A 23704-nucleotide genomic window follows, 5' to 3' on the forward strand; every position below is an offset into this window, starting at 1 on the left:
CGTGCCCGATACCTGGCACAAGAACGAACGCGATGATAACAGGGTTGATGCATTTTTATCCCCGGACAGCTTGCCGCTGACGAGGCCAGGGCAGAGACTGGAGCCATGCGAATCGAACCTGTGAAACATGATGCCCGGCCCGCGCCCGGCAAAGACTTTTTCCTCCCTGAACTGTGCCTGCCGCAGGCATTGCTGGTGCTCGTCGTGCTGGCCGAGCTGCTGGTGCTGGTTCTGGTGCTGGTGGAACCGATGCGCAGCGGCTTCGACTGGGTACGCCTGGCGTTGATGTCGCTGTTCGTGCAATGGATCGTGCTGCTGTCGGCAGCGCTGCTGTGCGGGTTGCGCCCTTGGCTGGCGCGATTGACGCCGGGGCTGGCGGGCATGCTCAGTTGCCTGCTGGTGGTCGGTCTGACGCTGCTGTGCACAGCCGTCACCGACGTCTGTCAGCTTACCGGGCGAATTTCGGTCAGCGGCATGGTCGAGCGTTATCTGCGCTACTCGACGATTGCCCTGATCATGTCCGCCCTGATGCTGCGTTACTTCTATCTGCAGAGTCAGTGGCGCAAGCAGCAACAGGGCGAGCTGCGCGCCAGGATCGAATCGCTGCAGGCGCGCATCCGCCCGCACTTCCTCTTCAATACACTCAACAGTATCGCCAGTCTGGTGGCCAGCAACCCGGTCAAGGCCGAGCAGGCGGTGCTCGATCTTTCGGACCTTTTTCGTGCCAGTCTGGCCAAGCCGGGCAGCCTCGTGACATGGGGTGAAGAGCTGGCATTGGCAAAACGATATTTATCGATTGAGCAATATCGTCTTGGCGAGCGTCTACAGTTGGACTGGAGGGTGAGTGCAATTCCCGATGACTTGCCAATCCCCCAGCTAACCTTGCAGCCATTACTTGAAAACGCTTTGATTTATGGCATTGCTCCGCGGGTCGAAGGGGGCGTTGTAACGGTCGAAGCGAACTATGAAGGGGGAGAGTTCATATTGAGCGTCAGCAATCCCTATGAAGAAGTTGCCAATCGGCAGACTTCCAACGGTACTCAGCAGGCTCTGACGAATATAGGCGCACGAATTGCGGCACTTTTTGGCCCGCATGCCAGTCTGAGCGTGGAGCGCCGTGACGGTCGTCACTACACCTGTCTACGCTATCCTTGTGCGAGACTCACGCAGGAAGCCAGAGCTATATGAATGTCCTGATCGTTGATGACGAACCCCTGGCCCGCGAGCGATTGAGCCGCATGGTCAATGAAATCGAGGGTTATCGAGTACTGGAACCCAGCGCGTCCAATGGCGAAGAAGCCTTGGCGCTGATCGAAACCCACAAACCGGACGTAGTGCTGCTCGATATCCGCATGCCGGGTCTCGATGGCCTCCAGGTCGCAGCCCGACTGTGCGAGCGGGAAGCACCGCCTGCCGTTGTGTTTTGCACCGCCCACGATGAGTTCGCCCTGGAAGCTTTTCAGGTCAGTGCGGTGGGCTATCTGGTCAAGCCTGTGCGTCCCGAGCACCTTGTCGAAGCGTTGCGAAAAGCCGAGCGGCCGAACCGCGTGCAACTGGCGGCGTTGACCCGCCCGGCAGCCGAAAGCGGATCAGGGCCACGCAGCCACATCAGCGCGCGTACCCGCAAAGGCCTCGAGCTGATTCCCCTGGATCAGGTGATCTACTTTATCGCCGATCACAAATACGTGACCTTGCGTCACGAGGGCGGCGAAGTGCTGCTGGACGAACCGCTCAAGGCACTGGAAGACGAATTCGGTGACCGTTTCGTGCGCATCCATCGCAATGCGCTGGTGGCCCGCGAGCGCATAGAACGGTTGCAGCGCACTCCGTTGGGGCATTTCCAGCTGTTCCTCAGAGGGCTCAATGGCGATGCGTTGATCGTCAGCCGCCGCCACGTAGCCGGTGTCCGCAAAATGATGCAGCAGCTCTAGCGCCTCGCCGCTCTGGAGCCTCTGCGCCCAGACCGAGTCATGGAACGGGAGAGAATTCCGGCTCCATGTGCTTTTCGGCTGGCCTACGCGCAGCCTTTCCCATGCGCCCCTCAGACACTGCCGATTGATTGATCGGCTCAGTGTCTGACGCAAGTTGCAATCAGCGCCGAAGCCGCCCTGACCGGGATTGAGCTGTTATTATCCGTCGCATTTACTCAGTACGGATTGTTCAATGTCCTCTCGCGAAATCCGCATCGCCACCCGCAAAAGCGCGCTGGCACTCTGGCAGGCAGAATACGTCAAGGCCCGCCTGGAACAGGCCCACCCCGGCCTGCTCGTGACGCTGGTACCCATGGTCAGCCGTGGCGACAAATTGCTCGACTCCCCGCTGTCGAAAATCGGTGGCAAAGGCCTGTTCGTCAAGGAGCTGGAAACCGCGCTCCTGGAAAACAACGCCGACATCGCCGTGCACTCGATGAAAGACGTGCCAATGGACTTTCCACAAGGCCTGGGCCTGTTCTGCATCTGCGAGCGCGAAGACCCGCGCGATGCATTCGTTTCCAACACCTTTGCCAGCCTGGACCAGTTGCCGGCCGGCAGCATTGTCGGCACCTCCAGCCTGCGCCGTCAGGCCCAATTGCTGGCGCGTCGACCCGATCTGCAGATCCGCTTCCTGCGCGGCAACGTCAATACCCGTCTGGCCAAGCTGGATGCCGGTGAATACGACGCCATCATCCTCGCCGCCGCTGGCCTGATCCGCCTGGGTTTCGAAGACCGCATCACTTCCGCAATCAGTGTCGACGACAGCCTGCCAGCCGGTGGCCAGGGCGCGGTGGGTATCGAATGCCGCAGCGTCGACGCCGAAATTCATGCACTGCTTGCCCCTTTGCATCATGAAGACACTGCTGTGCGCGTGATTGCCGAGCGTTCGCTGAACAAGCACCTCAACGGTGGCTGTCAGGTGCCGATCGCCTGCTACGCCGTACTGGAAGGCGATGACGTGTGGTTGCGCGGCCTGGTGGGCGATCCGTCCGGCAGCGTGTTGCTGCACGCGGATGCCCGGGCACCTCAGACATCCGCTCAGGCACTGGGTGTGCAGGTGGCCGAAGCGCTGCTGGAGCAGGGTGCCGCCGACATCCTGAAAGCGGTCTACGGCGAGGCCAATAACGAATGAGTGGCTGGCGTCTGCTGCTGACCCGCCCGGCCGAAGAGTCGGCAGCGCTGGCCAGGGTGCTGGCCGAGGACGGTATCTTCAGCAGCAGTCTGCCCCTGCTTGAAACCGAGCCTTTGCCCTTGACGCCTGCACAGCGTTCGATCATTTTCGATCTGCTCAATTATTGTGCAGTGATCGTGGTCAGCAAACCTGCCGCGCGACTGGCCATCGAGCTGATCGACGAAGTATGGCCGCAACCGCCCCTGCAACCCTGGTTCAGTGTGGGTTCAGCAACCGGGCAGATACTGCTCGACTACGGGCTGGATGCGAGCTGGCCGGAGCAGGGCGACGACAGCGAAGCCTTGCTTGAACTGCCGCGCCTCAAACAGGCGATTGCCGTACCGGGAAGCCGTGTGTTGATCATGCGCGGTGACGAGGGACGCGAACTGTTGGCCGAGCAATTGCGCGGGCTGGGGGTGGGGGTTGATTACCTGCCGCTGTATCGTCGCTACCTGCCGCAACATGCGCCCGACGCCCTGGCGCAACGCGTCGCGGTGGAACGCTTGAACGGGCTGGTGGTCAGCAGTGGGCAGGGTTTTGAACATTTGCTTCAGTTGGCGGGGGATTCATGGCCGGTCCTGGCCGATCTGCCGCTGTTTGTACCGAGCCCCAGGGTTGCCAGCATCGCGCGGGCAGCCGGAGCAAGGACCGTTATTGATTGTCGTGGCGCCAGCGCCGCGGCATTGCTGGCAGCGTTGCGGGAACAACCTCAGCCTGCCGTCAAGGCGTAATGATCGACACCTGTCGTTTACGCTATTACGCCAAAATGCAAAGGATGGGATACGTGAGCGAAACAGCCTTGCCTAAAGACGAAGAATCGGTGTTGAAAACGCCTGCATCCAAGCCTGAGCCAGTCCGCACCGAGCGCACCGGCAGCCGCAACAGTGGCCTGGTGTTCCTGGCCTTGCTGCTGGCAATTGCCGGTATCGCCGTCGCCGGCTGGGGAGTCTGGCAACTGCGCATGTTGCAGGCCGGGCACCAGCAGCAGCGCGGACAGGTCGAGGACATCGCCGAACAAACCCTGGTACTGGCGCAGAATGACCAGCAGCTGAGCGCACGCATCGCGCAATTCCCGCCAGCCAATCAGCTGGAAGACAGTCGACGTCTGGTCGCGCAACTGCAAGGCGATCAGCAGCGCCTCAGCCAGCGACTCGAAACCGTACTGGGGGCGAGCCGCAAGGACTGGCGTCTGGCCGAGGCCGAGCATCTACTGCGTCTGGCCAGCCTGCGTCTTTCAGCGCTGCAGGACATCAACAGTGCACAGGCGCTGGTTCAGGGTGCCGACGAAATTCTGCGTGAGCAGGACGATCCGGGCTCCTTCGCTGCCCGCGAGCAATTGGCCAAGAGCCTTGCCGCACTGCGCAGCATCGAGCAGCCGGACCGCACCGGGCTGTTTCTGCAACTCGCAGCTCTGCGTGAGCAAGCTGTACAGCTCAACAAGCTGGCCCCCGAATACGAAGACAAGGGCGAGTCACTGTTGGGCCTGACCGCCGACAAGACCGAATCCAGCCGGTGGACGCAGTGGTGGGACGAGATCTCCCATTACTTCCGCATCGATTTCAACGCCGACAAGGACATCCGCCCGGTACTCGCCGGCCAAAGCCTTTCGCAGGTGCGTCTGGCGCTGAGCCTGGCGCTGGAGCAGGCGCAGTGGGCAGCGCTTAACGGCGAGCCCGAGGTTTATTCCAAGGCCATCACTGAAGCGCAAAACGTTCTGAAAGCCAACTTCGATCAGGACGATCCACAGGGTAAAGCGCTCGGCCAGGGGCTTGATGCTGTCGCCAGCCAGCCGGTATCGGTGAAGACACCGGATCTGGCACCGACCCTGAGCGCCGTGCAGGCCTACCTTGAACGCCGTCATGCCGCCGGCCAGCCAGCCGAGGCGCAACAGGGGACCAGCCGATGAAGCGCTTCTATGTGCTGTTATTCATCGCGATCGCCGCTGCGGCGTTGATCGGTGTCGCCATCGCCGAGCACTCCGGTTACGTCCTGATCGCCTATCAGAACTTCCGCTACGAATCGAGCCTGTGGGCGACCCTGGCGCTGCTGGTCGCCGCGTTGCTGGTGATCGCACTGCTGAGACTGTTGATCAGCCTGCTGACGACTTCGGGCCGCGTGGTTAACCCATGGTCGCGCCGCAACCGCCGTCGTCGCGTGCAAATGGCTATCGAGCAAGGCCAGATGGACCTTGCCGAGGGCCGCTGGTCCAGCGCTCAGCGTCATCTGCAACGCGCGGCCGAAGCCGATACTCACCCGCTGCTCTACTACATCGGCGCTGCACGCGCGGCCAACGAGCAGGGTCGTTACGAAGACTGCGATGCCTTGCTGGAACGTGCGCTCGAGCGTCAGCCACAAGCCGAGCTGGCAATTGCCCTGAATCACGCCCAGCTGCAGCAGGATCGCGGCGACACCGAAGGTGCGCTGACCACGCTGCTGGCCATGAAAGAGCGTCATCCGCACAACCCTCAGGTGCTTCGTCAGTTGCAACGCCTGTATCAGCAGCGTGGTGACTGGTCCGACGTGGTCCGCCTGATGCCGGAACTGCGCAAGGACAAGGTTCTGCCAGCCAAGGAGCTGGCCGAGCTGGAACGCCGCGCCTGGGGCGAGAACCTGAGCCTGGCGGCGTACCGCGAGGGCATCGAAGGCGCACCGACCGGTCTGCCTTCTCTGGAGAGCGCCTGGCAGGGGCTGGCCTCTGCGCAACGCCAGGAGCCGCAACTGGTGCTGGCGTACGCCGATCAATTGCGCCGTCTGGGTGCCGAAGCTCAGGCTGAAGAGGTGCTTCGTAGCGCCCTCAAGCGCGAGTACAACAGCCATCTGGCGCGTCTGTACGGGCTGGTTCGCGGCAGTGACCCGCTCAAGCAGCTGCAAACGGCGGAAGGCTGGCTCAAGCACCATCCGGCTGATCCAAGCCTGTTGCTGAGCCTGGGACGTATCTGTCTGCAAGGCCGACTGTGGGGCAAGGCGCGGGATTATCTGGAGAGCAGTCTGCGCCTGGAACGCAATCCCGAAACCTGCGCCGAGTTGGCTCGTCTGCTGGGCCAACTGGGTGAGACGGATCGCAGCAATCAGCTGTTTCAGGAAGGCCTGGGCCTGCTGGACGAGCGCCTTTTGTCGCGGCCCCTGCCGGTACTGACCAAGGCTTGAAACCACCGGAGAGTCCTAGGTCAGGGCTCTCCGTGCTGCCTCACCAGCCCGTCAAGATCAATGCGTAAGAATCGTCCTACATACATGAGTAAAAGAACCACGCAGCGGTGTGTTCTTTTTCCTCGGTAAACAGCGACGCATCCGTATGCCGCCACCTTGAATGCGCCGCACCCTTTCCTCTACCGTAATCGTCTCGTCCTTTGTTACGGATTTGCCATGTATCTGGCTCGCACACGCTTCCTGTTTTTCCTGGCATCGCTGGCCTGTGCATCAATCATTGGCGTCGCCTTCTACCTGCAGCAAGCTTTCGGTCTCGACCCTTGCGCGCTGTGCATGGTGCAACGGGCTGCATTCATCGTCTGTGGCGTGCTGGCGCTCTGTGCTGCCTGCCACGCATCTGGCCCGACAGGCACGCGACGCTACAGTCTGGGGCTTTTGCTGGTCGCCCTGGCCGGGCTTGCTGCAGCAGGCACACAGGTGTGGTTGCAGACCGCCTCGGCCGATCAATTGATACCTGTTATTACCAGACTGGAGCAGGTATTGAGCCTGCTCTCCCTGGACATGTGCATCGACCGACTGCGAAGCGACGCGCTGTTTTGCGCCGAGATCACCTGGACACTGTTCGGCATCAGCCTGCCGGAGTGGAGTCTGCTGGCATTCACGGGTCTGGCGCTGTTACCGCTGTATCCTCTTTTCAGCGAATTCAGCCACTGGCTGGCGACCAGAGATCGGGGCGGCTATTAAACGCTTGTATGAACTTTATCTCCTGCGTACCTTGATGGCCTTGTCGAGCGGGCATAATCTGGGCCGCACGCGTCACTGGAAATATGCTGTCCTGACGCATTTATCAGGCCAGGTCCCGGCCAATCACCCGGACCGGCCCAGGACTGCATGCCCCTGAAGGGAAGAGAGAAGACCATGCTGGAAAGTTGTCAGAATGCTCAGGAACGCTGGGGCGGAGTGAACAAGCTGATCGATCGCTGGCTTCAAAGCCGTCTCGAACTGGTCGAAGCCTATGACGCGCTGGGCGACACGCCCGAAGCGTTGGCAGCCGACCTTGAAGGTCTGCAGAACTTCTGCGGGATTCTTGTGGATTACGTCTCCGCCGGGCACTTCGAAGTCTACGAACAGCTGGGTGATGAAGCCCGGGCGTTCAATGACGAGCGTGGGCTGGAGCTGGCAGACACGATCTATCCACGTCTGGACGTCATCACCAAGTTTGCCCTCACGTTCAATGATCGCTGCGACAAGGGCGACTGCTCGGATGCGGCGGTAGTAGCACGGGAATTCAATCAGCTGGGGCAATTGCTGCACGAGCGTTTCGAGCTGGAAGACTGCCTGATCGAAGTGCTGCACAACTCGCACAAGGAAGAGATCGCCGCTCAGGCGTGATCTTGTCGGTGCCAGCGCTACACGCCAAGGGTGCTTATTGCACCCTTTCGCATTTCTGAACGCCGGCTTTACGCCCGCTTACTGCGAAACCGCAACCAGCTCGATTTCAAATACCAGCGGTGTAAACGGATCGATCAGATCGCCAGCGCCCTCGGCGCCATAGGCCTGATCCGAAGGAATGACCAGACGCCACTTAGCGCCGGTCGGCATGTTCTGCAAGGCGCTGGTCCAGCCGCTGATCACACTGTCGAGCCGGAACCACTGGGGCTGGGTGCTCTGATCGAAGATCGTGCCGTCCGGCAAACGACCGACGTAACGCACCTCAACCCGGCCGTCGGCACTGGGCTTGGGGCCGGTGCCAGGAGTCAGCTCGGTCATGAGAATCCCGTCAGCCAGCACCTTCACACCCGGCTTGGCCTTCTCGCTGTCCATGAACGTGCGCTCGGCCTTGAGGGCCGCCTCGGTCGGCGCATCCGTACCGGCAGTCTCGGCCTGAGCGATAGCGGCATCATGCTCGCGCAGAATCTGGTCGATGCGCTCCTGCTTGAGCGCCAGCGGCTTGCCCTGATAAGCCTGCTGCAAGCCTTCCACCAACGCCTTGAGGTCCAGGTCAGGGACTTCCTGATGCAACCGCTCGCCAAGGCTTGCGCCCAGGCTATAGGCGAGGTCGTGGCCGTCACTGGACGCAGGTGGCGACTCGGCGGCTTGAGCCAGGGGTAGCAAGAGGAACAACGACGTTAACAGGTAGCGCGACATTAATGCTCTCCGGCCTGGGAAGGCAGCGATTATGCCTGCGCCAGCGCGAGTAGTGACGAGTCTTGTGACGTGAATTTCACAATGCCTTTGCATCGTGCCGAGCAATCATTTCTCTCAGTATGCAACAGGGACCCATGGATGCTGTCAAGATGCCCTAGCGGCGATGCGCGCAGAAGCCTAGTATGAGCCGCAATTTCGTCACCCAGGAGGTAAGTCATGTCGGCCAAAAAGAAGCCAGTAAATACTCCGTTGCATTTGCTCCAACAATTATCGGGCAGCTTGCTTGAACATCTGGAAGACGCCTGCTCCCAAGCCTTGGCTGATGCCGAGAAACTGCTCGCCAAGCTTGAGAAACAACGCGGCAAGGCGCAGGAAAAACTGCACAATTCCCGCATCAAACTGCAGGATGCTGCCACCGCCGGAAAATCCAAGGCGCAGGCCAAGGCCAAAGGCGCCGTGTCCGAGCTGGAAGAGTTGCTGGACGCTCTCAAGGATCGTCAGACCGAAACCCGCACGTACATCCTGCACCTCAAGCGTGATGCCCAGGAAAGCCTGAAACTGGCCCAGGGTATTGGTCGCGTAAAAGAGGCGGTCGGCAAGATCCTGACCACTCGCGATGCCAAGCCTGTCGCGCCTAAAGCCGTCGCCAAGGCACCTGTTGCCAAGACACCTGCTGCCAAAGCCCCCGCAAAAACTGCAGCGAAAGCGCCGGTTAAAGCGGCCGCCGCCAAGCCAGTCATCAAAGCCGCAGCCAAGCCTTCCGCAGTTGCCAAGCCAGCGGTCAAAACCGCTGCTGCCAAGGCCCCGGTAAAAGCCGCCGCCAAACCTGCCGCCCGCACGACTGCAGCAGCCAAGCCTGTCGCAGCCAGGACAGCTGCCGCCAAGCCGGTTACGGCCAAGCCTGCTGCAGCCAAGACCACTGCCACCAAGCCGGTTGCGGCCAAGCCTGCCGCCACCAAGGCGCCGGCTGCCAAGGCCACCGCCAGCAGCGCTGCCAAACCTGCAGCAGCAAAAGCAGCGGCCGCCAAGCCTGCGGCGAAAGCGCCTGTGAAAGCGCCCGTCAAGGCACCGGCCAAGGCACCTGTGAAAGCAGCAGCCAAGCCTGTCGCCAAACCTGCGGCGAAGCCAGCCGCCGCCAAACCGGCCACGCCAGCGCCTGCTGCTGCAGCCAAGCCGACGACGCCTGCACCTGCTGCGCCAGCCGCCGCACCGGCAACCCCTGCCAACGGCGCAACGCCAACCAGCGCTTCCTAAGTCTGGTCGACGGCATGTCCAACCGCGATGCGCAGCACATCCAGCGCATCGCGGTTTTTTTCTGCATCCCCTTCGGCAAGTTCGAGCAGCCACTCCTCTGCATTCCTCGCCTCACCTGCCGGCCAATCCCCGGTCAGTGCCTCAAGCTTTATCATCAGGCTCTGTTCGGCCTCCAGTTCCAGCGCCTTGACCTTCATCCGTAATGTAGTCAGCAACGCATCTTCAAGCGCAGCAATGCGCCATTGGTTGCGCAAATCCCGTAGCGGACGCACCACATCGTCATGCCAGGGTGTCGCCAACTGCTTTATTTGCGCGACTCGCTGAGCGTTGCACGCCACGTCGCGCGTACCCAGCCACACCCCGCAAAGCACCATGCACACGTTGGCCCCGTTGGCTTGCAGCGTCAGACAAGCCTGTTCCACACCCGGTCGGGCGTAGAAATCGAGGGTGAAACTCCAGAGCGCTGAAGGCATAGTGATCCACCTGTTCAGGACGAAGCTGGTAGACTCCGCCGCCATTATGATTCGACTTCAAAGCCTTACCTTACAGCGTGGTCCGCAACGTCTGCTAGAAGACGCCGAGCTGACTCTGCACGCCGGCCATAAAGCCGGCCTGATCGGTGCCAATGGCGCCGGTAAATCCAGCCTGTTTGCCCTGCTGCGTGGAGAGCTGACGCCGGATGCCGGCGACTGCCTGCTGCCCGCCGACTGGCGTATCGCGCACATGCGCCAGGAGGTCGACACGCTCGAACGCCTGGCCGTGGATTACGTGCTCGATGGCGACGAGCGCCTGCGGGAAGTACAGAGCTCGCTGGCCGAGGCCGAAGCCGCGCAGGACGGCGCCGCTCAGGCACGTCTGCATTCGGAGCTCGACAGCGCCGACGGTTATACCGCCGACGCACGCGCTCGCAAGCTGCTGGCCGGGTTGGGCTTCACCAACGAACAGATGGAACGTCCGGTCGGCAGCTTCTCCGGTGGCTGGCGTATGCGCCTGAACCTGGCGCAGGCATTGATGTGCCCCTCGGACCTGCTGCTGCTCGACGAACCGACCAACCACTTGGACCTTGACGCCATTCTGTGGCTTGAAGACTGGCTCAAGAGTTACCCCGGCACCTTGCTGCTGATTTCCCACGACCGGGATTTTCTGGATGCCGTGGTCGATCACATCGCCCATGTCGAGCAACGCAAGATCACCCTCTATCGTGGCGGCTACAGCGCGTTCGAGCGGGCCCGTGCCGAACGTCTGGCGCAGCAGCAACAGGCCTACGAAAAGCAGCAGGCGCAACGTGCGCACATGGAAAAGTACATCGCACGCTTCAAGGCCCAGGCTACCAAAGCCCGTCAGGCACAAAGCCGGATCAAGGCGCTGGAGCGCATGGAAGAGCTGTCGGCCGCGCACGTCGACTCACCGTTCAACTTCGTTTTCCGTGAGTCCGACAAGATCTCCAGCCCATTGCTGGACCTGTCCGACGCGCGCCTGGGTTATGGCGACAAGACCATCCTCGAGAAGGTCAAGCTGCAACTCACGCCCGGTGCACGCATCGGCCTGCTGGGTCCGAACGGCGCAGGCAAGTCGACGCTGATCAAAAACCTCGCCGGCGAGCTCGAGCCGCAAAGCGGTCGGCTGGTGCGTGGCGAAAACCTCACCGTGGGCTACTTTGCCCAGCATCAGCTCGACTCACTGGACGCCAAGGCGACCCCGTTGCTGCACTTGCAGCGCTTGGCACCGACCGAGCGTGAACAGACGCTGCGTGATTTCCTTGGCGGTTTCGACTTCCGTGGCGCGCGCCTGGATGAGCCGGTGCTGAATTTCTCCGGTGGCGAGAAAGCCCGCCTGGCGCTGGCACTGATCGCCTGGGAAAAGCCCAACCTGTTGCTGCTCGATGAACCGACCAACCACCTCGACCTGGAGATGCGCCTGGCGCTGACCATGGCCTTGCAGGAGTTCGGTGGTGCGGTACTGGTGGTGTCTCACGACAGGCACTTGCTCAAGAGCACGACCGATGACTTCCTGCTGGTGGCCGACGGTCGCGTACAGGAATTCGACGGCGATCTGGATGACTACACGCGCTGGCTGGCCGATTACCGGCTGCGCAACGCGCCGGTCAGCAACACGCCCGTCAACGCCGACAAGACCGACAAGAAAGCCCAGCGCCAACAGGCAGCGGCCTTGCGTCAGCAACTGGCACCGCACAAGCGTGAAGCCGACAAGCTGGAGCGTGATCTCGGGCTGGTGAATGAAAAACTCGCCAAGGTCGAAGAAGCGCTGGCCGACAGCACCAACTACGAGGCTGCCAACAAGGACAAGCTACGCGATCTGCTGGCCGAACAGGCCAAGCTGAAAGTGCGTGAATCCGAGCTGGAAGACGCCTGGATGCAAGCGCTGGAACTGTTGGAATCAATGCAGGCCGAACTGGAAGCATTGTCGTGAGCGAGGCAGGGAAGTGATGGACATGTTGGGCTTGCCGGTATCCGCGTACTGGCTTGAACCGCTGCTGGTGGGTGCGCAGATTCTGCTGATCCTGTTGGCCGGTTACATACTGCAACGCATCGTCGGTGGTTTTCTGACCGGTCTGGGCGAGCGTTATCCGTTGCCGCCAGAGTTGCTGGTCCCGGTTCGCGGCGGCCTGCGCTGGTTGATCATGGGCAGCGCCTTTGTTCTCGTCCTCGGCCGACTCGGGGTATCGGCTACGGTGCTGTGGACCGCACTGTCCGGCTTCGTCGCCGTAGCGGCGGTGGCGTTCTTTGCAATGTGGAGCGTGCTGTCGAACCTGCTCTGCGCCATTCTGATCTTCACCATCGGCCCGTTCCGCATCGGTGACATGGTCGAGCTGGTCGATACGCTGGACAAGCCGGGCGTGAAGGGGCGGGTGGTTGCCATCAATCTGATGTTCACCACCCTGATCGAGACCCCGGAAGCCGGTGGCGCGCTGGTCCAGGTGCCCAACAGCCAGTTTTTCCAGAAGTCAGTGCGCCGCTGGCGTGGCAGCGATCTGTTTCCGCAGATGGTGGTTGCAAAGCAGCCGGATGAGCAGGATTAGAAATCGTTAGCCTTGCAAAGCATTAAGCACTAATTTATTGCGCATTCGACTTTGTATGAGGTGCACGATGGCGCTTGAAACGTGGCTGGGCTTTTTTGCGGCCTGCTGGATTATCAGTCTTTCCCCCGGCGCGGGCGCCATCGCTTCGATGTCCTGCGGCCTGCAATACGGTTTCTGGCGGGGCTACTGGAATGCCCTGGGCTTGCAGATCGCGTTGGTGGCACAGATCGCCATTGTCGCGGCAGGTCTTGGCGCAGTGCTGGCGGCCTCGGATATGGCGTTCACGCTGATCAAGTGGTTCGGCGTCGCGTATCTGGTCTATCTCGGCATCAAGCAATGGCGCGCTTTGCCAGCCGATCTGGCCGATGAATCTGCCGTGCGCCCAGTGGGCAAACCGATGACGCTGGTCTTGCGCGGCTTTCTGGTGAATATCAGCAACCCCAAGGCACTGATCTTCATTCTGGCGATCCTGCCACAGTTCATCGACCCGGCCGCTCCGCTGCTCATCCAGTACGCGATCATCGCAGCGACCATGGTGGTGGTCGATCTGATCGTGATGGCGGGCTACACCGGGCTGGCATCCAAGGTGCTACGCCTGCTCAAGACGCCTCGCCAGCAACGTCGCATGAACCGCACCTTCGCCAGCCTGTTCGTAGGCGCGGCAGGTTTCCTCGCGACGTTGCATCGCGGTACGGCCTGAAACGTGTCGGTCTCGAGCCCTGAACAGACATACGTTCTGTTCAGGGCGATTGAAGGCCGAACGTAAGATTCTGTAACAAAAATAGACCTCGACTATTGAGTAGTGTCGTTGCGGCGTTAACAATGCAACGCTTCGCATTCCCGTCGAGATTCTGCAATGCCCGTCCGTTCTCGTTTTCTTGCCTGGTTACTGTTGCCGCTTCTGGCGCTGGGCAGCTGCATTGCGCTGGCCGACCCGGTCGAGGGTGCCGCCCAGGCGCTGCATCTGCTGGATTACCTGGGGGCCGATTACCCGGCGACCGTGGCGGACGGCAAGGTTGTGGACACCGTCAAGTATCAGCAGCAGGTCGATAGCCTGACTGCGTTGCAGGGCCTCATCGTTGCCTTGCCGCAGCGCGCCGAGCGTGATGCTCTGGAGCAGGCGGTAAACCAGCTGAAAAGCGCTGTGGCAAGTCGACAGGACGCTACGCAGGTCACTCGTCAGGCGCGGCAGTTGAGTGCGAAGCTCGCGCTTGCCTACGAGGTCAGTCAGGCCCCGGCCATTACGCCGGACCCCACCCGTGGCGCGCCTTTGTACGCCCAGCATTGCTCGGTGTGCCATGGCGACAGCGGTGCAGGGGATGGACCGGCAGGTATCGGCCTGGAACCGCCACCCTCGAACCTGCGGGATACTGCGCGGCTGGATCGCCTGAGCCTCTACGACCTCTACAACGCGACCGGGCTAGGCATTGCCGGCACCGATATGCCCGCGTTCGCCGACCAGCTGGACGATCGCCAGCGCTGGGACATCGCGACGTATATCGCCAGCTTCAGCGCACAACCGGTCGCCCAGCCTGCCAAGACCTTCAACCTCGCCGATCTGGCTCGCCAGACACCAGCCGAAATCCAGGCTGCCGAAGGTCCGGACGCTACCGCCACCTTCCGGGCCCAGCGCGCGCAGCCACCTCAGGTACAGCGCGGCCCGGCGCAACTGCTGGATTACACCAGTGTAACGCTGGACAAGAGCCTGGCAGCCTACAAGGCCGGTGATCGCGAGCAGGCCTATGATTTGTCGGTCGCGGCGTATCTGGAGGGTTTCGAGCTGGTCGAAAGCTCGCTGGATAACGTCGACGCCAATGTGCGCAAGGACACTGAAAAGAGCCTGATGGCTTACCGGCAGTCCTTGCAGGACAGCATGCCGCTACCTCAGGTCGCGCAAAAACTGGAAGCAGCCAAAGGCAAGCTCAAGGAGTCGGCGGACCTGTTGGGCAGCGACGGCCTGAGCCTGTCGCTGAGCTATATTTCGGGCCTGCTGATCCTGCTGCGTGAAGGGCTGGAAGCGATTCTGGTACTGGCGGCGATTCTGGCGTTTCTGCGCAACACCGGCCAGCAGTCTGCCGTACGCAGCGTCAACATCGGCTGGGGTCTGGCGCTGCTGGCCGGGCTGGCCACCTGGGCACTCGCGGCGTATGTCATTGACGTCAGCGGCGCGCAGCGTGAATTGCTGGAAGGCGCCACCGCGCTGTTCGCCAGTGTGATGGTGCTCTGGCTCGGGGTGTGGATGCACGATCGTCGTCACGCCGCTGCTTGGCAGGACTACGTCAAAAGCAGTCTGGTCGGCGGCGGCGGTCGTTTCGGCTTCGCGGTGCTGGCGTTCTTCTCGGTGTATCGCGAGTTGTTCGAAGTCATCCTGTTCTACGAAACCCTGTGGCTGCAGGCCGGACCGGCCGGGCACGATGCCGTGCTGGCGGGGGGTGCCACGGCGCTGGTGCTGCTCGTAGGCCTGGCGTGGGTCATCCTGCGCGGCTCGGCGAAGCTGCCGCTGTCGCTGTTCTTCGGCATCAATGCTGCGCTGCTCTGCGCACTGTCAGTGGTGTTTGCCGGTCACGGCGTCAAGGCGCTGCAGGAGGCGGGGATATTCGGCACAAGGCCGGTGCCGTTCTTCGAGTTCGACTGGCTGGGCATTCACGCCGACCTGTACTCACTCAGCGCACAGGCCATCGCCTTGATCGCCATTGCAGTGCTGTACGGCAGAAGTCGTCTGGCCGAGAAGCGCAGGCTGCAAACGGCAGGCTGACGTTTTGCCTGCCAGGGACAAGTGGTGCTCACCGCTTGTCCCTGCTTCCCCCCCAGCGTTGTTGCGATTCGCCGTCTTACTTTCCCGCCCTGTACAAAAAACCACCTGTTACTTCTGCCAGTAGACGCCCTTTTTCTTCAGGCCTAGTGTAGCGAAACGCCAACTCGGCTATCGGGTACTGGCGCATTTACCTGACAACGGGGTGGGTGATGGCCAAGTATGAGATTCGGTTGTGGGCTGAAGACATTGAGGAACATGACCATCCTGAAATAGCCATTGAATTTTATGAAAACGATGACCTGCAAGAACACGCCTGGGTCAGGCTGCACCCGCAGGGAAAACACAAGATTCGCGGCGAACTGGGCAGGGATGAGGAAGTGCTGACGGCTCTGGCGCTGGCCTTCAGGAAAAAGGTGGCTGAGTTGGCCGATTGGTAACTCTACCGTTGATAACCTGAGGCACGGCGGGCAATAAAAAAGGTTCGTTCAAACGAACGAACCTTTCAATTTGACACCGACCGATCACGTCACTCAGGATCAACCGGCTTCTTCAACTTCGGGTTCGGGAAGAACTGCACGCCCTGAACCTTGGGATCAGCCGGTTTGACCACCGCCTTGTTGACCCGCGTACCCAACTCCTTCGGTATCGAAATACCCTGCTCGTTGAGCGTGTCGCTGTAACCGCAACTCACGCACTCGCGATGCGGCACGTCGTTTTCGTTCCACATCATCAGTTTGTCAGGCTCGCTACACGCCGGGCAAACCGCCCCGGCGATGAAGCGTTTCCTGGTAATGACTACCGGGGTATCGGTCATGCTGCCGCATCCTCACTCAAGCCACTGTGACGCAACAATGCGTCAATCGACGGCTCGCGTCCTCGGAAGTCGACGAACAGCACCATCGGTGCCTGCGAACCACCACGCGCCAGAATGGCTTCGCGGAAGGCGCGTCCGGTTTCAGCGTTGAGCACACCGTCTTCCTCGAATTTCGAGAACGCATCGGCGGACAGTACCTCGGCCCACTTGTAGCTGTAGTAACCGGCTGCGTAACCGCCTGCGAAGATGTGTGCGAAGCTGTTCGGGAAGCGGTTGTAGGCGGGTGGACGCATCACTGACACTTCGTCGCGAATGCCTTCCAGCACGTCCAGCACGCTGCGGCCGTCGCCATGCGTGGCATGCAGCTCGAAATCGAACAGCGAGAACTCCAGCTGACGCACCATCATCAGGCCGGACTGGAAGTTCTTGGCGGCGAGCATTTTCTCCAGCAGATCCTGCGGCAGAGGCTCGCCGGTTTCGTAATGACCGGAGATCAGCGCAAGGCCCTCGGGCTCCCAGCACCAGTTTTCCATGAACTGGCTCGGCAACTCGACGGCGTCCCAGGCCACGCCATTGATACCGGATACCCCGGCATGCTCGACGCGGGTCAGCAAGTGATGCAGGCCGTGACCGAATTCGTGGAACAGCGTGGTGACTTCGTCATGGGTCAGCAGCGCAGGCTTGCCGGCAACAGCGGGTGTGAAGTTGCACACCAGATTGGCCACCGGGCTCTGCAACGTGCCTTGCGCCGTACGGCGACGGTCGCGCGCGCCGTCCATCCAGGCACCACCACGCTTGTTGGCGCGGGCATACAGATCGAAGAAGAAGCGCCCGACGTGCTGGCCGTTTTCCTTGATCTCGAACAGACGAACATCCGGGTGCCAGGTGTCGAAGCCTTTCTGCTCGGTAATCTCGATGCCGTACAGGCGCTGAACGATGGTGAACAGGCCGCCAAGCACCTTATCGACAGGGAAGTAGGCACGCAGGATTTCCTGGGAAACGCTGTAGCGCTGCTCGCGCAGCTTCTCGCCGTAGAAACCGCTGTCCCAGCTTTGCAGATCAGGGCAGCCCTGTTCGGCGGCGTAGGCCTTGAGCTGCTCCAGATCCTGGGCAGCAAAAGGCTTGCTGCGTTTGGCCAGGTCACGCAGGAAGCTCAGTACCTGGTCGCTGGACTCGGCCATCTTGGTCGCCAGGCTCAGCTCGGCGTAGTTTGCATAGCCGAGCAATTGCGCGAGTTCCTGACGCAGGTCGAGGATCTGCTCCATGACCGGCGTGTTGTCGTTCTTGCCCGCGTTCGGGCCTTGATCCGACGCGCGGGTGGCGTACGCCGCATAGACTTCTTCGCGCAGTGCGCGGTCTTCGGCGTAGGTCATCACCGCGTAGTAGCTCGGGAATTCCAGCGTGATCAGGTAGCCTTCCAGATTCTTTGCCTTGGCAGCGGCGGCCATCTGCTGTTTGGCAGAATCGGTCAGGCCGGCGAGGGCGGACTCATCGGCGACCAGCTTGGTCCAGGCCTGAGTGGCATCGAGCAACTGGTTGGAAAACTGGCTGCCCAACTCCGACAGTTTGCTCTGCACTTCGGCGTAACGCTTCTGCTGCTCGGGCGGCAGATCGATACCGGACAGGCGGAAGTCGCGCAGCGACTGCTCCAGAATGGTCTTCTGGCCAACGTCGAAACTGGCGGACTCGGGGCCATTGGCCAGGGCTTCATAGGCCTGGAACAGCGCGCGGTTCTGGCCCATCTCGGTGGAGTAGGCGCTCAAGGCCGGCAGGCAGGATTCATACGCTTCGCGCAGCTCGGCGCTGTTGCACACGGCATTGAGGTGGCTGACGGGGCTCCAGGCAGCGCCCAGGCGGTCGTTCAGCTCGTCCATGGTCAGCACCAGTCCGGCCCAGGTCGGTGTCGAACCCTGTTTGGCGAGGATGTCGGCAATCGCGGCACGGTTATCCGCCAGGATCTGTTCGATAGCAGGTTTGACATGCTCGGCACGAATCGCCGAAAAGGGTGGCAGGTCGTACGATTGCAGAAGAGGGTTGTTCGCGCTCACGGTTTTGCACCTTGCCTTGAAGAAACACTCAGCCATCTTAATTACAATCGACGCCGACCGCAGCAACCAAACCCGCTCTGCACGCCTATCACTGCCAAAGAAGGAGCCTATCGTGGCCATTCGCAAGTTTCAGGAGCACACCCCAGCCCTCGGCGAACGGGCCTTTGTCGATCATTCAGCGGTGGTTATCGGTGACGTCGAAATCGGCGCCGACAGCTCCGTCTGGCCGCTGACCGTGGTACGCGGCGACATGCACCGCATCCGCATCGGCGACCGTACCAGTGTGCAAGACGGCAGCGTGCTGCACATCACCCACGCAGGCCCCTTCAACCCGGACGGTTTCCCGCTGCTGATCGGCGACGAAGTGACCATCGGCCACAAGGCCATGCTGCATGGCTGCACAATCGGCAACCGCATCCTGGTCGGCATGGGCACGACCATCATGGATGGCGCGGTTGTCGAAGACGAAGTCATCATCGGCGCAGGCAGCCTGGTACCGCCCGGTAAAGTGCTGGAAAGCGGCTTTCTGTACGTCGGCCGCCCGGTCAAACAGGTGCGTGCATTAACCGACAAGGAAATCGCCTTTTTTCCGTACAGCGCCACTAATTACGTGAAGCTCAAGGATCAGCATCTGGCGGAGGGGTTTGATAAGGGTTGAGGCCCGCTATTAATACTGCGCTCTGCACTCAGTCGACCTTCTATTCTGGCCGAAGGCCTTAGGAGCGAGCCGGGCGACGCTTCGCTTGTTCGCGAAGACCGCGGTTCAAACGCCCATTGTGTGAGCGCTGTACCGACCTCTTCGTGAGCAAACTCACTCCCACGGAGAGTTCAAGGCATCAACGCCCGCAGCGCCGCCTTGCGCGCCTCGGCAGGCATCGCGCCCAGCTTCTCCACAGCCCGATAAAAGGCCTGCCAGTCGCCATTCACCTGCCTGAACAACGCCTCGAAAGCTGGCACCCATTGATCGTAAAGACCAAAAGGCAGCAGCTTGGCGTTGTTCATCGGGCTGTTGATCCAGGCATCGAAGCGCTTGTCGCCTGCCCATTGATCATCCCGCAACGCGCGGTAATCACGGCGCATCCGCTCGAATTCTTCAGCCTTGCGGGCGCGCATCACCTCGGCCGACAGCGGCTGGCGATACAACGCCTTGAGCCGCTCCCGGGTATCAAGCACCAACCGGGTAAACTGATCACGCCGCGCCGACTGCGAAACACTCTCCGGCGGTAATCCCCGCGCCGCACGCCATTGCCGCGTACCTTCCTGCTCGACGAAACTGGCGTAGGACTCGTTGAACTCCGTGTCGTCCTTCACGTAAAAACGCTGATGCGCCAACTCATGAAAAATCAGCGTGGCCAGACGCTCGTCACCCCAGCCCATCATCGAACTGAGAATCGGATCATTGAACCAACCCAGCGTCGAATAGGCTTCCACGCCACTCAAATACACATCCTTGCCCGCCTGCCGCTGCAACGCCGCCTCGCCACGCGCCCCGCCAGGGCTGTAATAACCGCGATACGCCACACACCCAGCGATTGGAAAACAGTGCGTGACCGGCTCCAGCGAGAACTCATCCGTCGCGAACACATTCCACACCACATAAGGGCGGCCCAGGTCCGCATACAGGCGGTAACTCTTGTTATCCGGCAGATGCAAATGCTCACTGGCAAACGTCCGCGCCAACTGCGACCGGGCCAGATGCTGGCGCAAACCTGCATCCCGAGTCGGGTCAGCCACGATCTTCTCCACCGGCTCACGTGCCTGCAGCAACTGCCACTGCCCCTGAGCCAACTGCCCGTAGTAGGAAACGCTGGAGCAGCCGGCAAGCAGCGTGACGGCCGTCAGCGCTGGCAGGTGTCGAAGGCGTGGCAGGGAGAATGTGGCCATGAAGGAAGTGCTTTGGTGGCTTGGGTACGGTGATGTTATGCAGGAGGGGAGTGGGGATGTGCAACTGTTATGAGGATTGAAGGTTACAGAGACTCAAACCACGGACGAGCTGGAACGCACCAAGCTGTGCGCCCGTGTAAAAAGCTATTTTCATTAGACACAAACAGAAAACCCACCGTGCAGGTGGGCTTTAGGTATTGCTATATCATCTGTCCGTGGGGGGAGGCATAAGCCAGCTAGGCCCTCGGCAAGTGGGCAGACTATAGGGAGGTTTGCAGTTGTCGTCAATGTCAGCTTTAGAGGTCGCAAAGGCAATCAGATTGTCCATTTCCTCTGCCCGGATTTCGACGTATGAGAATGCAGCGCGCGCTGTGGGCCGGGGTCTTGATGAGGCCATCACTTTGTATGCCTGGAACGCCCTCGTCTCTGCAGCGTTCCTTACACCGCTACACCTGTGCGAGGTGATTGTTCGTAACGGTGTTGCAGACGCAATCGCTTCGGTTTACGGCCCCGAGTGGCCTTGGAGTCCCGGCTTCGAGCAAAGCTTGCCCAATGTTACAGGTCCGGTTTTCAAGCCAAAACAAGAGCTTGCAAGAGCCAGACAGAAATGTGGAACAACCGGGGCCGTTATTGCGGAGTTGAAATTCGTCTTTTGGGAAAAAATGTTCACAAAACGGTTTGAAGGCCGTATCTGGACTCCTTATCTATACCGCTTTTTTCCAAACCTCGAAAAGTGCTTCACTGTATCTGCCCACCGAGCAAAGATCGCGGCTGATCTCGAACAAATCCGATTGCTTCGAAATCGAATTGCTCATCATGAACCAATCTTTTCACGAAACCTGAGAAGCGATTTTGCCGTTATCCAACGCTTGACCGAAACACGCTGCGCAGTTTCTGCAGACTGGATGACTGGCCAACAGCAGGTCATGTCAACGGTTGCCACTAAACCTTTTTAAACAGAGGTACACCTCGGTGCCAAACCGTCTTCTGATACTGATAACCGCACTCACTCTAGCCACCCTCGCCGGATGCGCCGGTCCCTTGCCCACCGTCAATCCGGACATGGCGTGGGTCGACATGCGCACCATCACCGGCCAGTTGATCATGGGCGACAAGCTCGATGGCAAGAACACTTACGACGGCCGCTACTTTCAGGTGACGCCGGGCAGCCATGAGTTGCAGGTGCGTTATGACTACGAGTACCGCTCGGGCGGCATGGGGATGATCGGCGACGAGTACACCGAGATCACGTGTTACGTCAGTGTTCGTTACGACCACTTCGCTGCCGGGCAGCGTTATGTGCTGGAGGTACGCTCACTGGCGAACAGTGTCGATGCCTGGCTTTACGATGCAGAGCGCAAGGTGGTGGCCGAGGAGGAAGAAGAGGGCGGGGTGCACTGCATCTGATCAGCGACCGTTGAGCTGATAGATGATTTTTTTCGTACCGTTGTCGCAGCTGCCGACGATCATGCTGGGATCGGTGGCCTCTTCGTTGCCAACAATTTCCAGCGTGTAGGACGTGACGTTGTTGGCCTGGATCTTGGCTTCGATTTCAGCCTTTAGTTCTTCGCAGGATTTCGGTGCCGCCAGGGCGCTGGTTGCCAGCAGGGTGCAGGTCGCTGCCATAATAAAACGTTTCATGCTCGACTCCTGATCATAATCAAACCATGCGTCAACCAACGCATGACCGATGAAGCAAGCCAGCTTTATACAGCAGATACAGGAGCGCACAAGGCGCCCCCGCAAGGCTGGCTGTGAATCAGCTCAGCAATGTAGCGTCCAGGGTGATCTTCGCGTTCAGTACCTTGGAAACCGGGCAGCCTTCTTTGGCCTGCTTGGTCAACTCGTCGAACTTCTCCTGGGTCGCGCCTGGCACTTTGGCCTTGAGGGTCAAATGCACAGCGCTGATCGCGAAACCGCCTTTTACCTCATCCAGCGACACCTCAGCCTGAGTATCGATGCTTTCAGCAGTCAGGCCTGCACCGCCCAGGATCATGGACAACGCCATCGAGAAACAGCCTGCATGGGCTGCGCCGATCAGCTCTTCCGGGTTGGTGCCTTTGCCGCCTTCAAAACGTGCCTTGAAGCCGTAAGGCGCTTCGCGCAGCACTCCGGTTTCCGTGGAGATGCTGCCGATACCGCTTTTCAGATCACCTTCCCAGTGGGCGGATGCTTTCTTGACGATACTCATGGTGGCTCCTTTTGGAATGAATTTGGATCGTTGCTGTTACAGCATTCTGAGGATAGACGGCTCTGGAAAGTTCAACCGTCGGAAAGACCAACCATTTCAGTAGGTTTTTCTACACTGCCCATTGAAAAGCCGGACTTGCGCCCGCACTGCTGTTTCATCGTGGGCAGCTCCAGCAGCCGGCCCATCACAATTCGAGGAGCTACCCCGGCCTATGAAACGTTTGGCAGATGTAAAAATTTCCACCCTTGATCTGGTGCCGGTGCGCCACGACAAAGGGCCCGCCGATTCCCTGCGCAACTCGCTCAACCTTGCCCAGCATGTTGAAAAGCTGGGTTACAACCGCTTCTGGGTGGCCGAGCACCACAACATGGACGGCATCGCCAGTTCAGCGACCTCGGTGCTGCTCGCCTACCTGGCAGGCGGCACGTCGACCATTCGTGTCGGGGCTGGCGGGATCATGCTGCCCAACCACGCGCCGCTGGTGATTGCCGAGCAGTTCGGTACCCTGGCCAGCCTGTATCCCGGCCGCATCGACCTGGGACTGGGCCGCGCTCCGGGCTCCGACCAGATGACTGCGCGTGCCTTGCGCCGCGAGCGCTCCGGTAGTGCCGATGACTTTCCGGATGATGTCACCGAGCTGATGGAATACCTGGGGCCGCGCACGCCTGATCAAAAAGTGATCGCCGTACCCGGTTCAAACACCAACGTGCCGATCTGGCTGCTGGGCTCGAGCCTGTTCAGCGCCCAGCTGGCAGGCATGCGCGGCTTGCCGTATGCCTTCGCATCGCACTTTGCACCGCGTTACATGCACGAGGCGATTCGCGTGTATCGCAATCACTTCCAGCCATCGGAAGTGCTCGACAAGCCTTATGTGATGCTCGGTGTGCCCTTGTCGGCGGCCGACACGGACGAGCACGCCGAATACCTGGCGACGTCGGTCTATCAGCGCATTCTGGCGTTGATGCGTGGGCACAGCCTGATGCAGCGCCCGCCTGTCGAGTCGATGGACGGTCTGTGGCTGCCACACGAGCGTGAAGCCGTATCAAGCTTCCTGGGTCTGGCGATGGTGGGTGGCCCGGAAAAGATTCGCGCCAAACTGGACGTGCTGCTCGAGCAGACCGACGCGGACGAGTTGCTCTTCACCTGCGACATGTACGAGCACGAAGACAGGCTGCGCTCTTACGAGATCCTGGCCCAGGTCGCGCACGGCTAAGCGACTTTCCGAATCGGAAAAAACCAGCCAGAAACAGCATCGCCCCGGACTGAATGACAGTCCGGG

The 23704-nt window shown here is 60.6% G+C and carries 25 protein-coding genes; 18 read left to right on the forward strand and 7 right to left on the reverse strand.

Annotated elements, in window-relative coordinates:
• Window positions 1–105: 105 nt before the first annotated feature.
• The 8 genes from AO388_RS18265 (at window position 106) to AO388_RS18300 (ending at window position 7683) form a co-directional block, all read left to right on the forward strand.
• Window positions 106–1188 (forward strand): sensor histidine kinase, encoded by a 1083-nt coding sequence (locus AO388_RS18265; protein ID WP_003318424.1) that lies wholly within the window; start codon window positions 106–108, stop codon window positions 1186–1188.
• Window positions 1185–1931 carry a LytR/AlgR family response regulator transcription factor gene (locus AO388_RS18270; RefSeq protein WP_058416884.1) on the forward strand — a complete coding sequence of 249 codons (747 nt, stop codon included), beginning with the start codon at window positions 1185–1187 and terminating at the stop codon, window positions 1929–1931. Before AO388_RS18265 ends, AO388_RS18270 begins: the two co-directional genes overlap by 4 nt.
• Window positions 1932–2163: 232 nt before the next feature.
• Entirely contained in the window at window positions 2164–3105 is a 942-nt protein-coding gene (gene hemC, locus AO388_RS18275; protein ID WP_003318426.1) for a hydroxymethylbilane synthase, read from the forward strand.
• Window positions 3102–3875, forward strand: a complete 774-nt coding sequence (locus AO388_RS18280) for a uroporphyrinogen-III synthase (protein WP_058416885.1) — start codon at window positions 3102–3104, stop codon at window positions 3873–3875. The genes hemC and AO388_RS18280 overlap by 4 nt, the downstream gene beginning before the upstream one ends.
• A 53-nt stretch (window positions 3876–3928) precedes the next feature.
• Complete coding sequence (locus tag AO388_RS18285; RefSeq protein WP_003432677.1) at window positions 3929–5050, forward strand: uroporphyrinogen-III C-methyltransferase; 1122 nt, start codon at window positions 3929–3931, stop codon at window positions 5048–5050.
• Window positions 5047–6291, forward strand: a complete 1245-nt coding sequence (locus tag AO388_RS18290; RefSeq protein WP_003367721.1) for a heme biosynthesis protein HemY — start codon at window positions 5047–5049, stop codon at window positions 6289–6291. The genes AO388_RS18285 and AO388_RS18290 overlap by 4 nt, the downstream gene beginning before the upstream one ends.
• Before the next feature lie 216 nt (window positions 6292–6507).
• Complete coding sequence (locus AO388_RS18295; protein ID WP_054082309.1) at window positions 6508–7035, forward strand: disulfide bond formation protein B; 528 nt, start codon at window positions 6508–6510, stop codon at window positions 7033–7035.
• A gap of 174 nt (window positions 7036–7209) precedes the next feature.
• Window positions 7210–7683 carry an Rsd/AlgQ family anti-sigma factor gene (locus tag AO388_RS18300; protein WP_003432684.1) on the forward strand — a complete coding sequence of 158 codons (474 nt, stop codon included), beginning with the start codon at window positions 7210–7212 and terminating at the stop codon, window positions 7681–7683.
• Between the two features lie 78 nt (window positions 7684–7761).
• Here AO388_RS18300 and AO388_RS18305 read toward each other — a convergent pair whose 3' ends face one another.
• On the reverse strand, window positions 7762–8439 hold the full coding sequence (locus tag AO388_RS18305; RefSeq protein WP_003367726.1) for an FKBP-type peptidyl-prolyl cis-trans isomerase: 678 nt from the start codon (window positions 8437–8439) through the stop codon (window positions 7762–7764).
• Between the two features lie 216 nt (window positions 8440–8655).
• Here AO388_RS18305 and AO388_RS18310 point away from each other — a divergent pair, with 216 nt between their 5' ends.
• Window positions 8656–9693 (forward strand): AlgP family protein, encoded by a 1038-nt coding sequence (locus tag AO388_RS18310; protein ID WP_058416886.1) that lies wholly within the window; start codon window positions 8656–8658, stop codon window positions 9691–9693.
• Here the strand turns inward: AO388_RS18310 and AO388_RS18315 are convergent.
• Window positions 9690–10166: a TIGR02444 family protein gene (locus tag AO388_RS18315; RefSeq protein ID WP_003351458.1), complete on the reverse strand. Its 477-nt coding sequence runs from the start codon at window positions 10164–10166 to the stop codon at window positions 9690–9692. The genes AO388_RS18310 and AO388_RS18315 overlap by 4 nt on opposite strands.
• 46 nt (window positions 10167–10212) lie before the next feature.
• Here AO388_RS18315 and AO388_RS18320 point away from each other — a divergent pair, with 46 nt between their 5' ends.
• The 5 genes from AO388_RS18320 to AO388_RS18340 all read left to right on the forward strand — a co-directional run bounded on the left by AO388_RS18320 (window position 10213) and on the right by AO388_RS18340 (window position 15925).
• On the forward strand, window positions 10213–12123 hold the full coding sequence (locus AO388_RS18320) for an ATP-binding cassette domain-containing protein (RefSeq protein ID WP_003432693.1): 1911 nt from the start codon (window positions 10213–10215) through the stop codon (window positions 12121–12123).
• A gap of 16 nt (window positions 12124–12139) precedes the next feature.
• Window positions 12140–12733, forward strand: coding sequence for a mechanosensitive ion channel family protein (locus tag AO388_RS18325; protein ID WP_058416887.1), 594 nt, complete (start codon window positions 12140–12142; stop codon window positions 12731–12733).
• Between the two features lie 67 nt (window positions 12734–12800).
• Window positions 12801–13433, forward strand: coding sequence for a LysE family transporter (locus tag AO388_RS18330; protein WP_011266152.1), 633 nt, complete (start codon window positions 12801–12803; stop codon window positions 13431–13433).
• Window positions 13434–13589: 156 nt separating this feature from the next.
• Window positions 13590–15488, forward strand: a complete 1899-nt coding sequence (locus AO388_RS18335) for a cytochrome c/FTR1 family iron permease (protein WP_058416888.1) — start codon at window positions 13590–13592, stop codon at window positions 15486–15488.
• Between the two features lie 209 nt (window positions 15489–15697).
• Window positions 15698–15925 (forward strand): hypothetical protein, encoded by a 228-nt coding sequence (locus AO388_RS18340; protein ID WP_003367743.1) that lies wholly within the window; start codon window positions 15698–15700, stop codon window positions 15923–15925.
• 89 nt (window positions 15926–16014) lie between these two features.
• Here AO388_RS18340 and AO388_RS18345 read toward each other — a convergent pair whose 3' ends face one another.
• Together AO388_RS18345 and prlC are read right to left on the reverse strand one after the other, a co-directional pair.
• A complete protein-coding gene (locus AO388_RS18345) occupies window positions 16015–16302 on the reverse strand; it encodes a YheV family putative zinc ribbon protein (RefSeq protein WP_003367746.1) in 288 nt (95 codons plus the stop codon).
• Entirely contained in the window at window positions 16299–18350 is a 2052-nt protein-coding gene (gene prlC / locus AO388_RS18350) for an oligopeptidase A (RefSeq protein ID WP_058416889.1), read from the reverse strand. Before prlC ends, AO388_RS18345 begins: the two co-directional genes overlap by 4 nt.
• Before the next feature lie 112 nt (window positions 18351–18462).
• On the opposite strand from prlC, the gene AO388_RS18355 reads away from it, so the two are divergent.
• Window positions 18463–19008 carry a gamma carbonic anhydrase family protein gene (locus AO388_RS18355; protein ID WP_003352238.1) on the forward strand — a complete coding sequence of 182 codons (546 nt, stop codon included), beginning with the start codon at window positions 18463–18465 and terminating at the stop codon, window positions 19006–19008.
• Window positions 19009–19178: 170 nt separating this feature from the next.
• Here AO388_RS18355 and AO388_RS18360 read toward each other — a convergent pair whose 3' ends face one another.
• Window positions 19179–20234: an aminopeptidase gene (locus tag AO388_RS18360; protein WP_003367755.1), complete on the reverse strand. Its 1056-nt coding sequence runs from the start codon at window positions 20232–20234 to the stop codon at window positions 19179–19181.
• Window positions 20235–20521: 287 nt separating this feature from the next.
• Here AO388_RS18360 and AO388_RS18365 point away from each other — a divergent pair, with 287 nt between their 5' ends.
• Together AO388_RS18365 and AO388_RS18370 are read left to right on the forward strand one after the other, a co-directional pair.
• On the forward strand, window positions 20522–21190 hold the full coding sequence (locus tag AO388_RS18365; RefSeq protein ID WP_003432705.1) for a hypothetical protein: 669 nt from the start codon (window positions 20522–20524) through the stop codon (window positions 21188–21190).
• A gap of 16 nt (window positions 21191–21206) precedes the next feature.
• Complete coding sequence (locus AO388_RS18370) at window positions 21207–21641, forward strand: PA0061/PA0062 family lipoprotein (RefSeq protein WP_072365283.1); 435 nt, start codon at window positions 21207–21209, stop codon at window positions 21639–21641.
• Here AO388_RS18370 and AO388_RS18375 read toward each other — a convergent pair whose 3' ends face one another.
• Complete coding sequence (locus AO388_RS18375; RefSeq protein WP_003367761.1) at window positions 21642–21875, reverse strand: DUF1161 domain-containing protein; 234 nt, start codon at window positions 21873–21875, stop codon at window positions 21642–21644.
• Window positions 21876–21993: 118 nt separating this feature from the next.
• On the reverse strand, window positions 21994–22425 hold the full coding sequence (locus AO388_RS18380; protein WP_003367763.1) for an OsmC family protein: 432 nt from the start codon (window positions 22423–22425) through the stop codon (window positions 21994–21996).
• Between the two features lie 211 nt (window positions 22426–22636).
• Between AO388_RS18380 and AO388_RS18385 the strand changes: the two genes are divergently transcribed.
• A complete protein-coding gene (locus AO388_RS18385; RefSeq protein ID WP_003432707.1) occupies window positions 22637–23638 on the forward strand; it encodes an LLM class flavin-dependent oxidoreductase in 1002 nt (333 codons plus the stop codon).
• Window positions 23639–23704 lie beyond the last annotated feature (66 nt).

The sequence above is a fragment of the Pseudomonas sp. ICMP 10191 genome, from assembly GCF_001467335.1.
Classification (GTDB): Bacteria; Pseudomonadota; Gammaproteobacteria; order Pseudomonadales; family Pseudomonadaceae; genus Aquipseudomonas; species Aquipseudomonas cerasi.

Excerpts from the sequence above, each read along its gene's own strand:
- AO388_RS18265 (WP_003318424.1), top strand. The coding sequence starts at position 106 with ATGCGAATCGAACCTGTGAAACATGATGCCCGGCCCGCGCCCGGCAAA.
- AO388_RS18270 (WP_058416884.1), top strand. The coding sequence starts at position 1,185 with ATGAATGTCCTGATCGTTGATGACGAACCCCTGGCCCGCGAGCGATTG.
- hemC (WP_003318426.1), top strand. The coding sequence starts at position 2,164 with ATGTCCTCTCGCGAAATCCGCATCGCCACCCGCAAAAGCGCGCTGGCA.
- AO388_RS18280 (WP_058416885.1), top strand. The coding sequence starts at position 3,102 with ATGAGTGGCTGGCGTCTGCTGCTGACCCGCCCGGCCGAAGAGTCGGCA.
- AO388_RS18290 (WP_003367721.1), top strand. The coding sequence starts at position 5,047 with ATGAAGCGCTTCTATGTGCTGTTATTCATCGCGATCGCCGCTGCGGCG.
- AO388_RS18295 (WP_054082309.1), top strand. The coding sequence starts at position 6,508 with ATGTATCTGGCTCGCACACGCTTCCTGTTTTTCCTGGCATCGCTGGCC.
- AO388_RS18300 (WP_003432684.1), top strand. The coding sequence starts at position 7,210 with ATGCTGGAAAGTTGTCAGAATGCTCAGGAACGCTGGGGCGGAGTGAAC.
- AO388_RS18305 (WP_003367726.1), bottom strand. The coding sequence starts at position 8,439 with ATGTCGCGCTACCTGTTAACGTCGTTGTTCCTCTTGCTACCCCTGGCT.
- AO388_RS18310 (WP_058416886.1), top strand. The coding sequence starts at position 8,656 with ATGTCGGCCAAAAAGAAGCCAGTAAATACTCCGTTGCATTTGCTCCAA.
- AO388_RS18315 (WP_003351458.1), bottom strand. The coding sequence starts at position 10,166 with ATGCCTTCAGCGCTCTGGAGTTTCACCCTCGATTTCTACGCCCGACCG.
- AO388_RS18320 (WP_003432693.1), top strand. The coding sequence starts at position 10,213 with ATGATTCGACTTCAAAGCCTTACCTTACAGCGTGGTCCGCAACGTCTG.
- AO388_RS18325 (WP_058416887.1), top strand. The coding sequence starts at position 12,140 with ATGGACATGTTGGGCTTGCCGGTATCCGCGTACTGGCTTGAACCGCTG.
- AO388_RS18330 (WP_011266152.1), top strand. The coding sequence starts at position 12,801 with ATGGCGCTTGAAACGTGGCTGGGCTTTTTTGCGGCCTGCTGGATTATC.
- AO388_RS18335 (WP_058416888.1), top strand. The coding sequence starts at position 13,590 with ATGCCCGTCCGTTCTCGTTTTCTTGCCTGGTTACTGTTGCCGCTTCTG.
- AO388_RS18340 (WP_003367743.1), top strand. The coding sequence starts at position 15,698 with ATGGCCAAGTATGAGATTCGGTTGTGGGCTGAAGACATTGAGGAACAT.
- AO388_RS18345 (WP_003367746.1), bottom strand. The coding sequence starts at position 16,302 with ATGACCGATACCCCGGTAGTCATTACCAGGAAACGCTTCATCGCCGGG.
- AO388_RS18360 (WP_003367755.1), bottom strand. The coding sequence starts at position 20,234 with ATGGCCACATTCTCCCTGCCACGCCTTCGACACCTGCCAGCGCTGACG.
- AO388_RS18365 (WP_003432705.1), top strand. The coding sequence starts at position 20,522 with ATGTCAGCTTTAGAGGTCGCAAAGGCAATCAGATTGTCCATTTCCTCT.
- AO388_RS18375 (WP_003367761.1), bottom strand. The coding sequence starts at position 21,875 with ATGAAACGTTTTATTATGGCAGCGACCTGCACCCTGCTGGCAACCAGC.
- AO388_RS18380 (WP_003367763.1), bottom strand. The coding sequence starts at position 22,425 with ATGAGTATCGTCAAGAAAGCATCCGCCCACTGGGAAGGTGATCTGAAA.
- AO388_RS18385 (WP_003432707.1), top strand. The coding sequence starts at position 22,637 with ATGAAACGTTTGGCAGATGTAAAAATTTCCACCCTTGATCTGGTGCCG.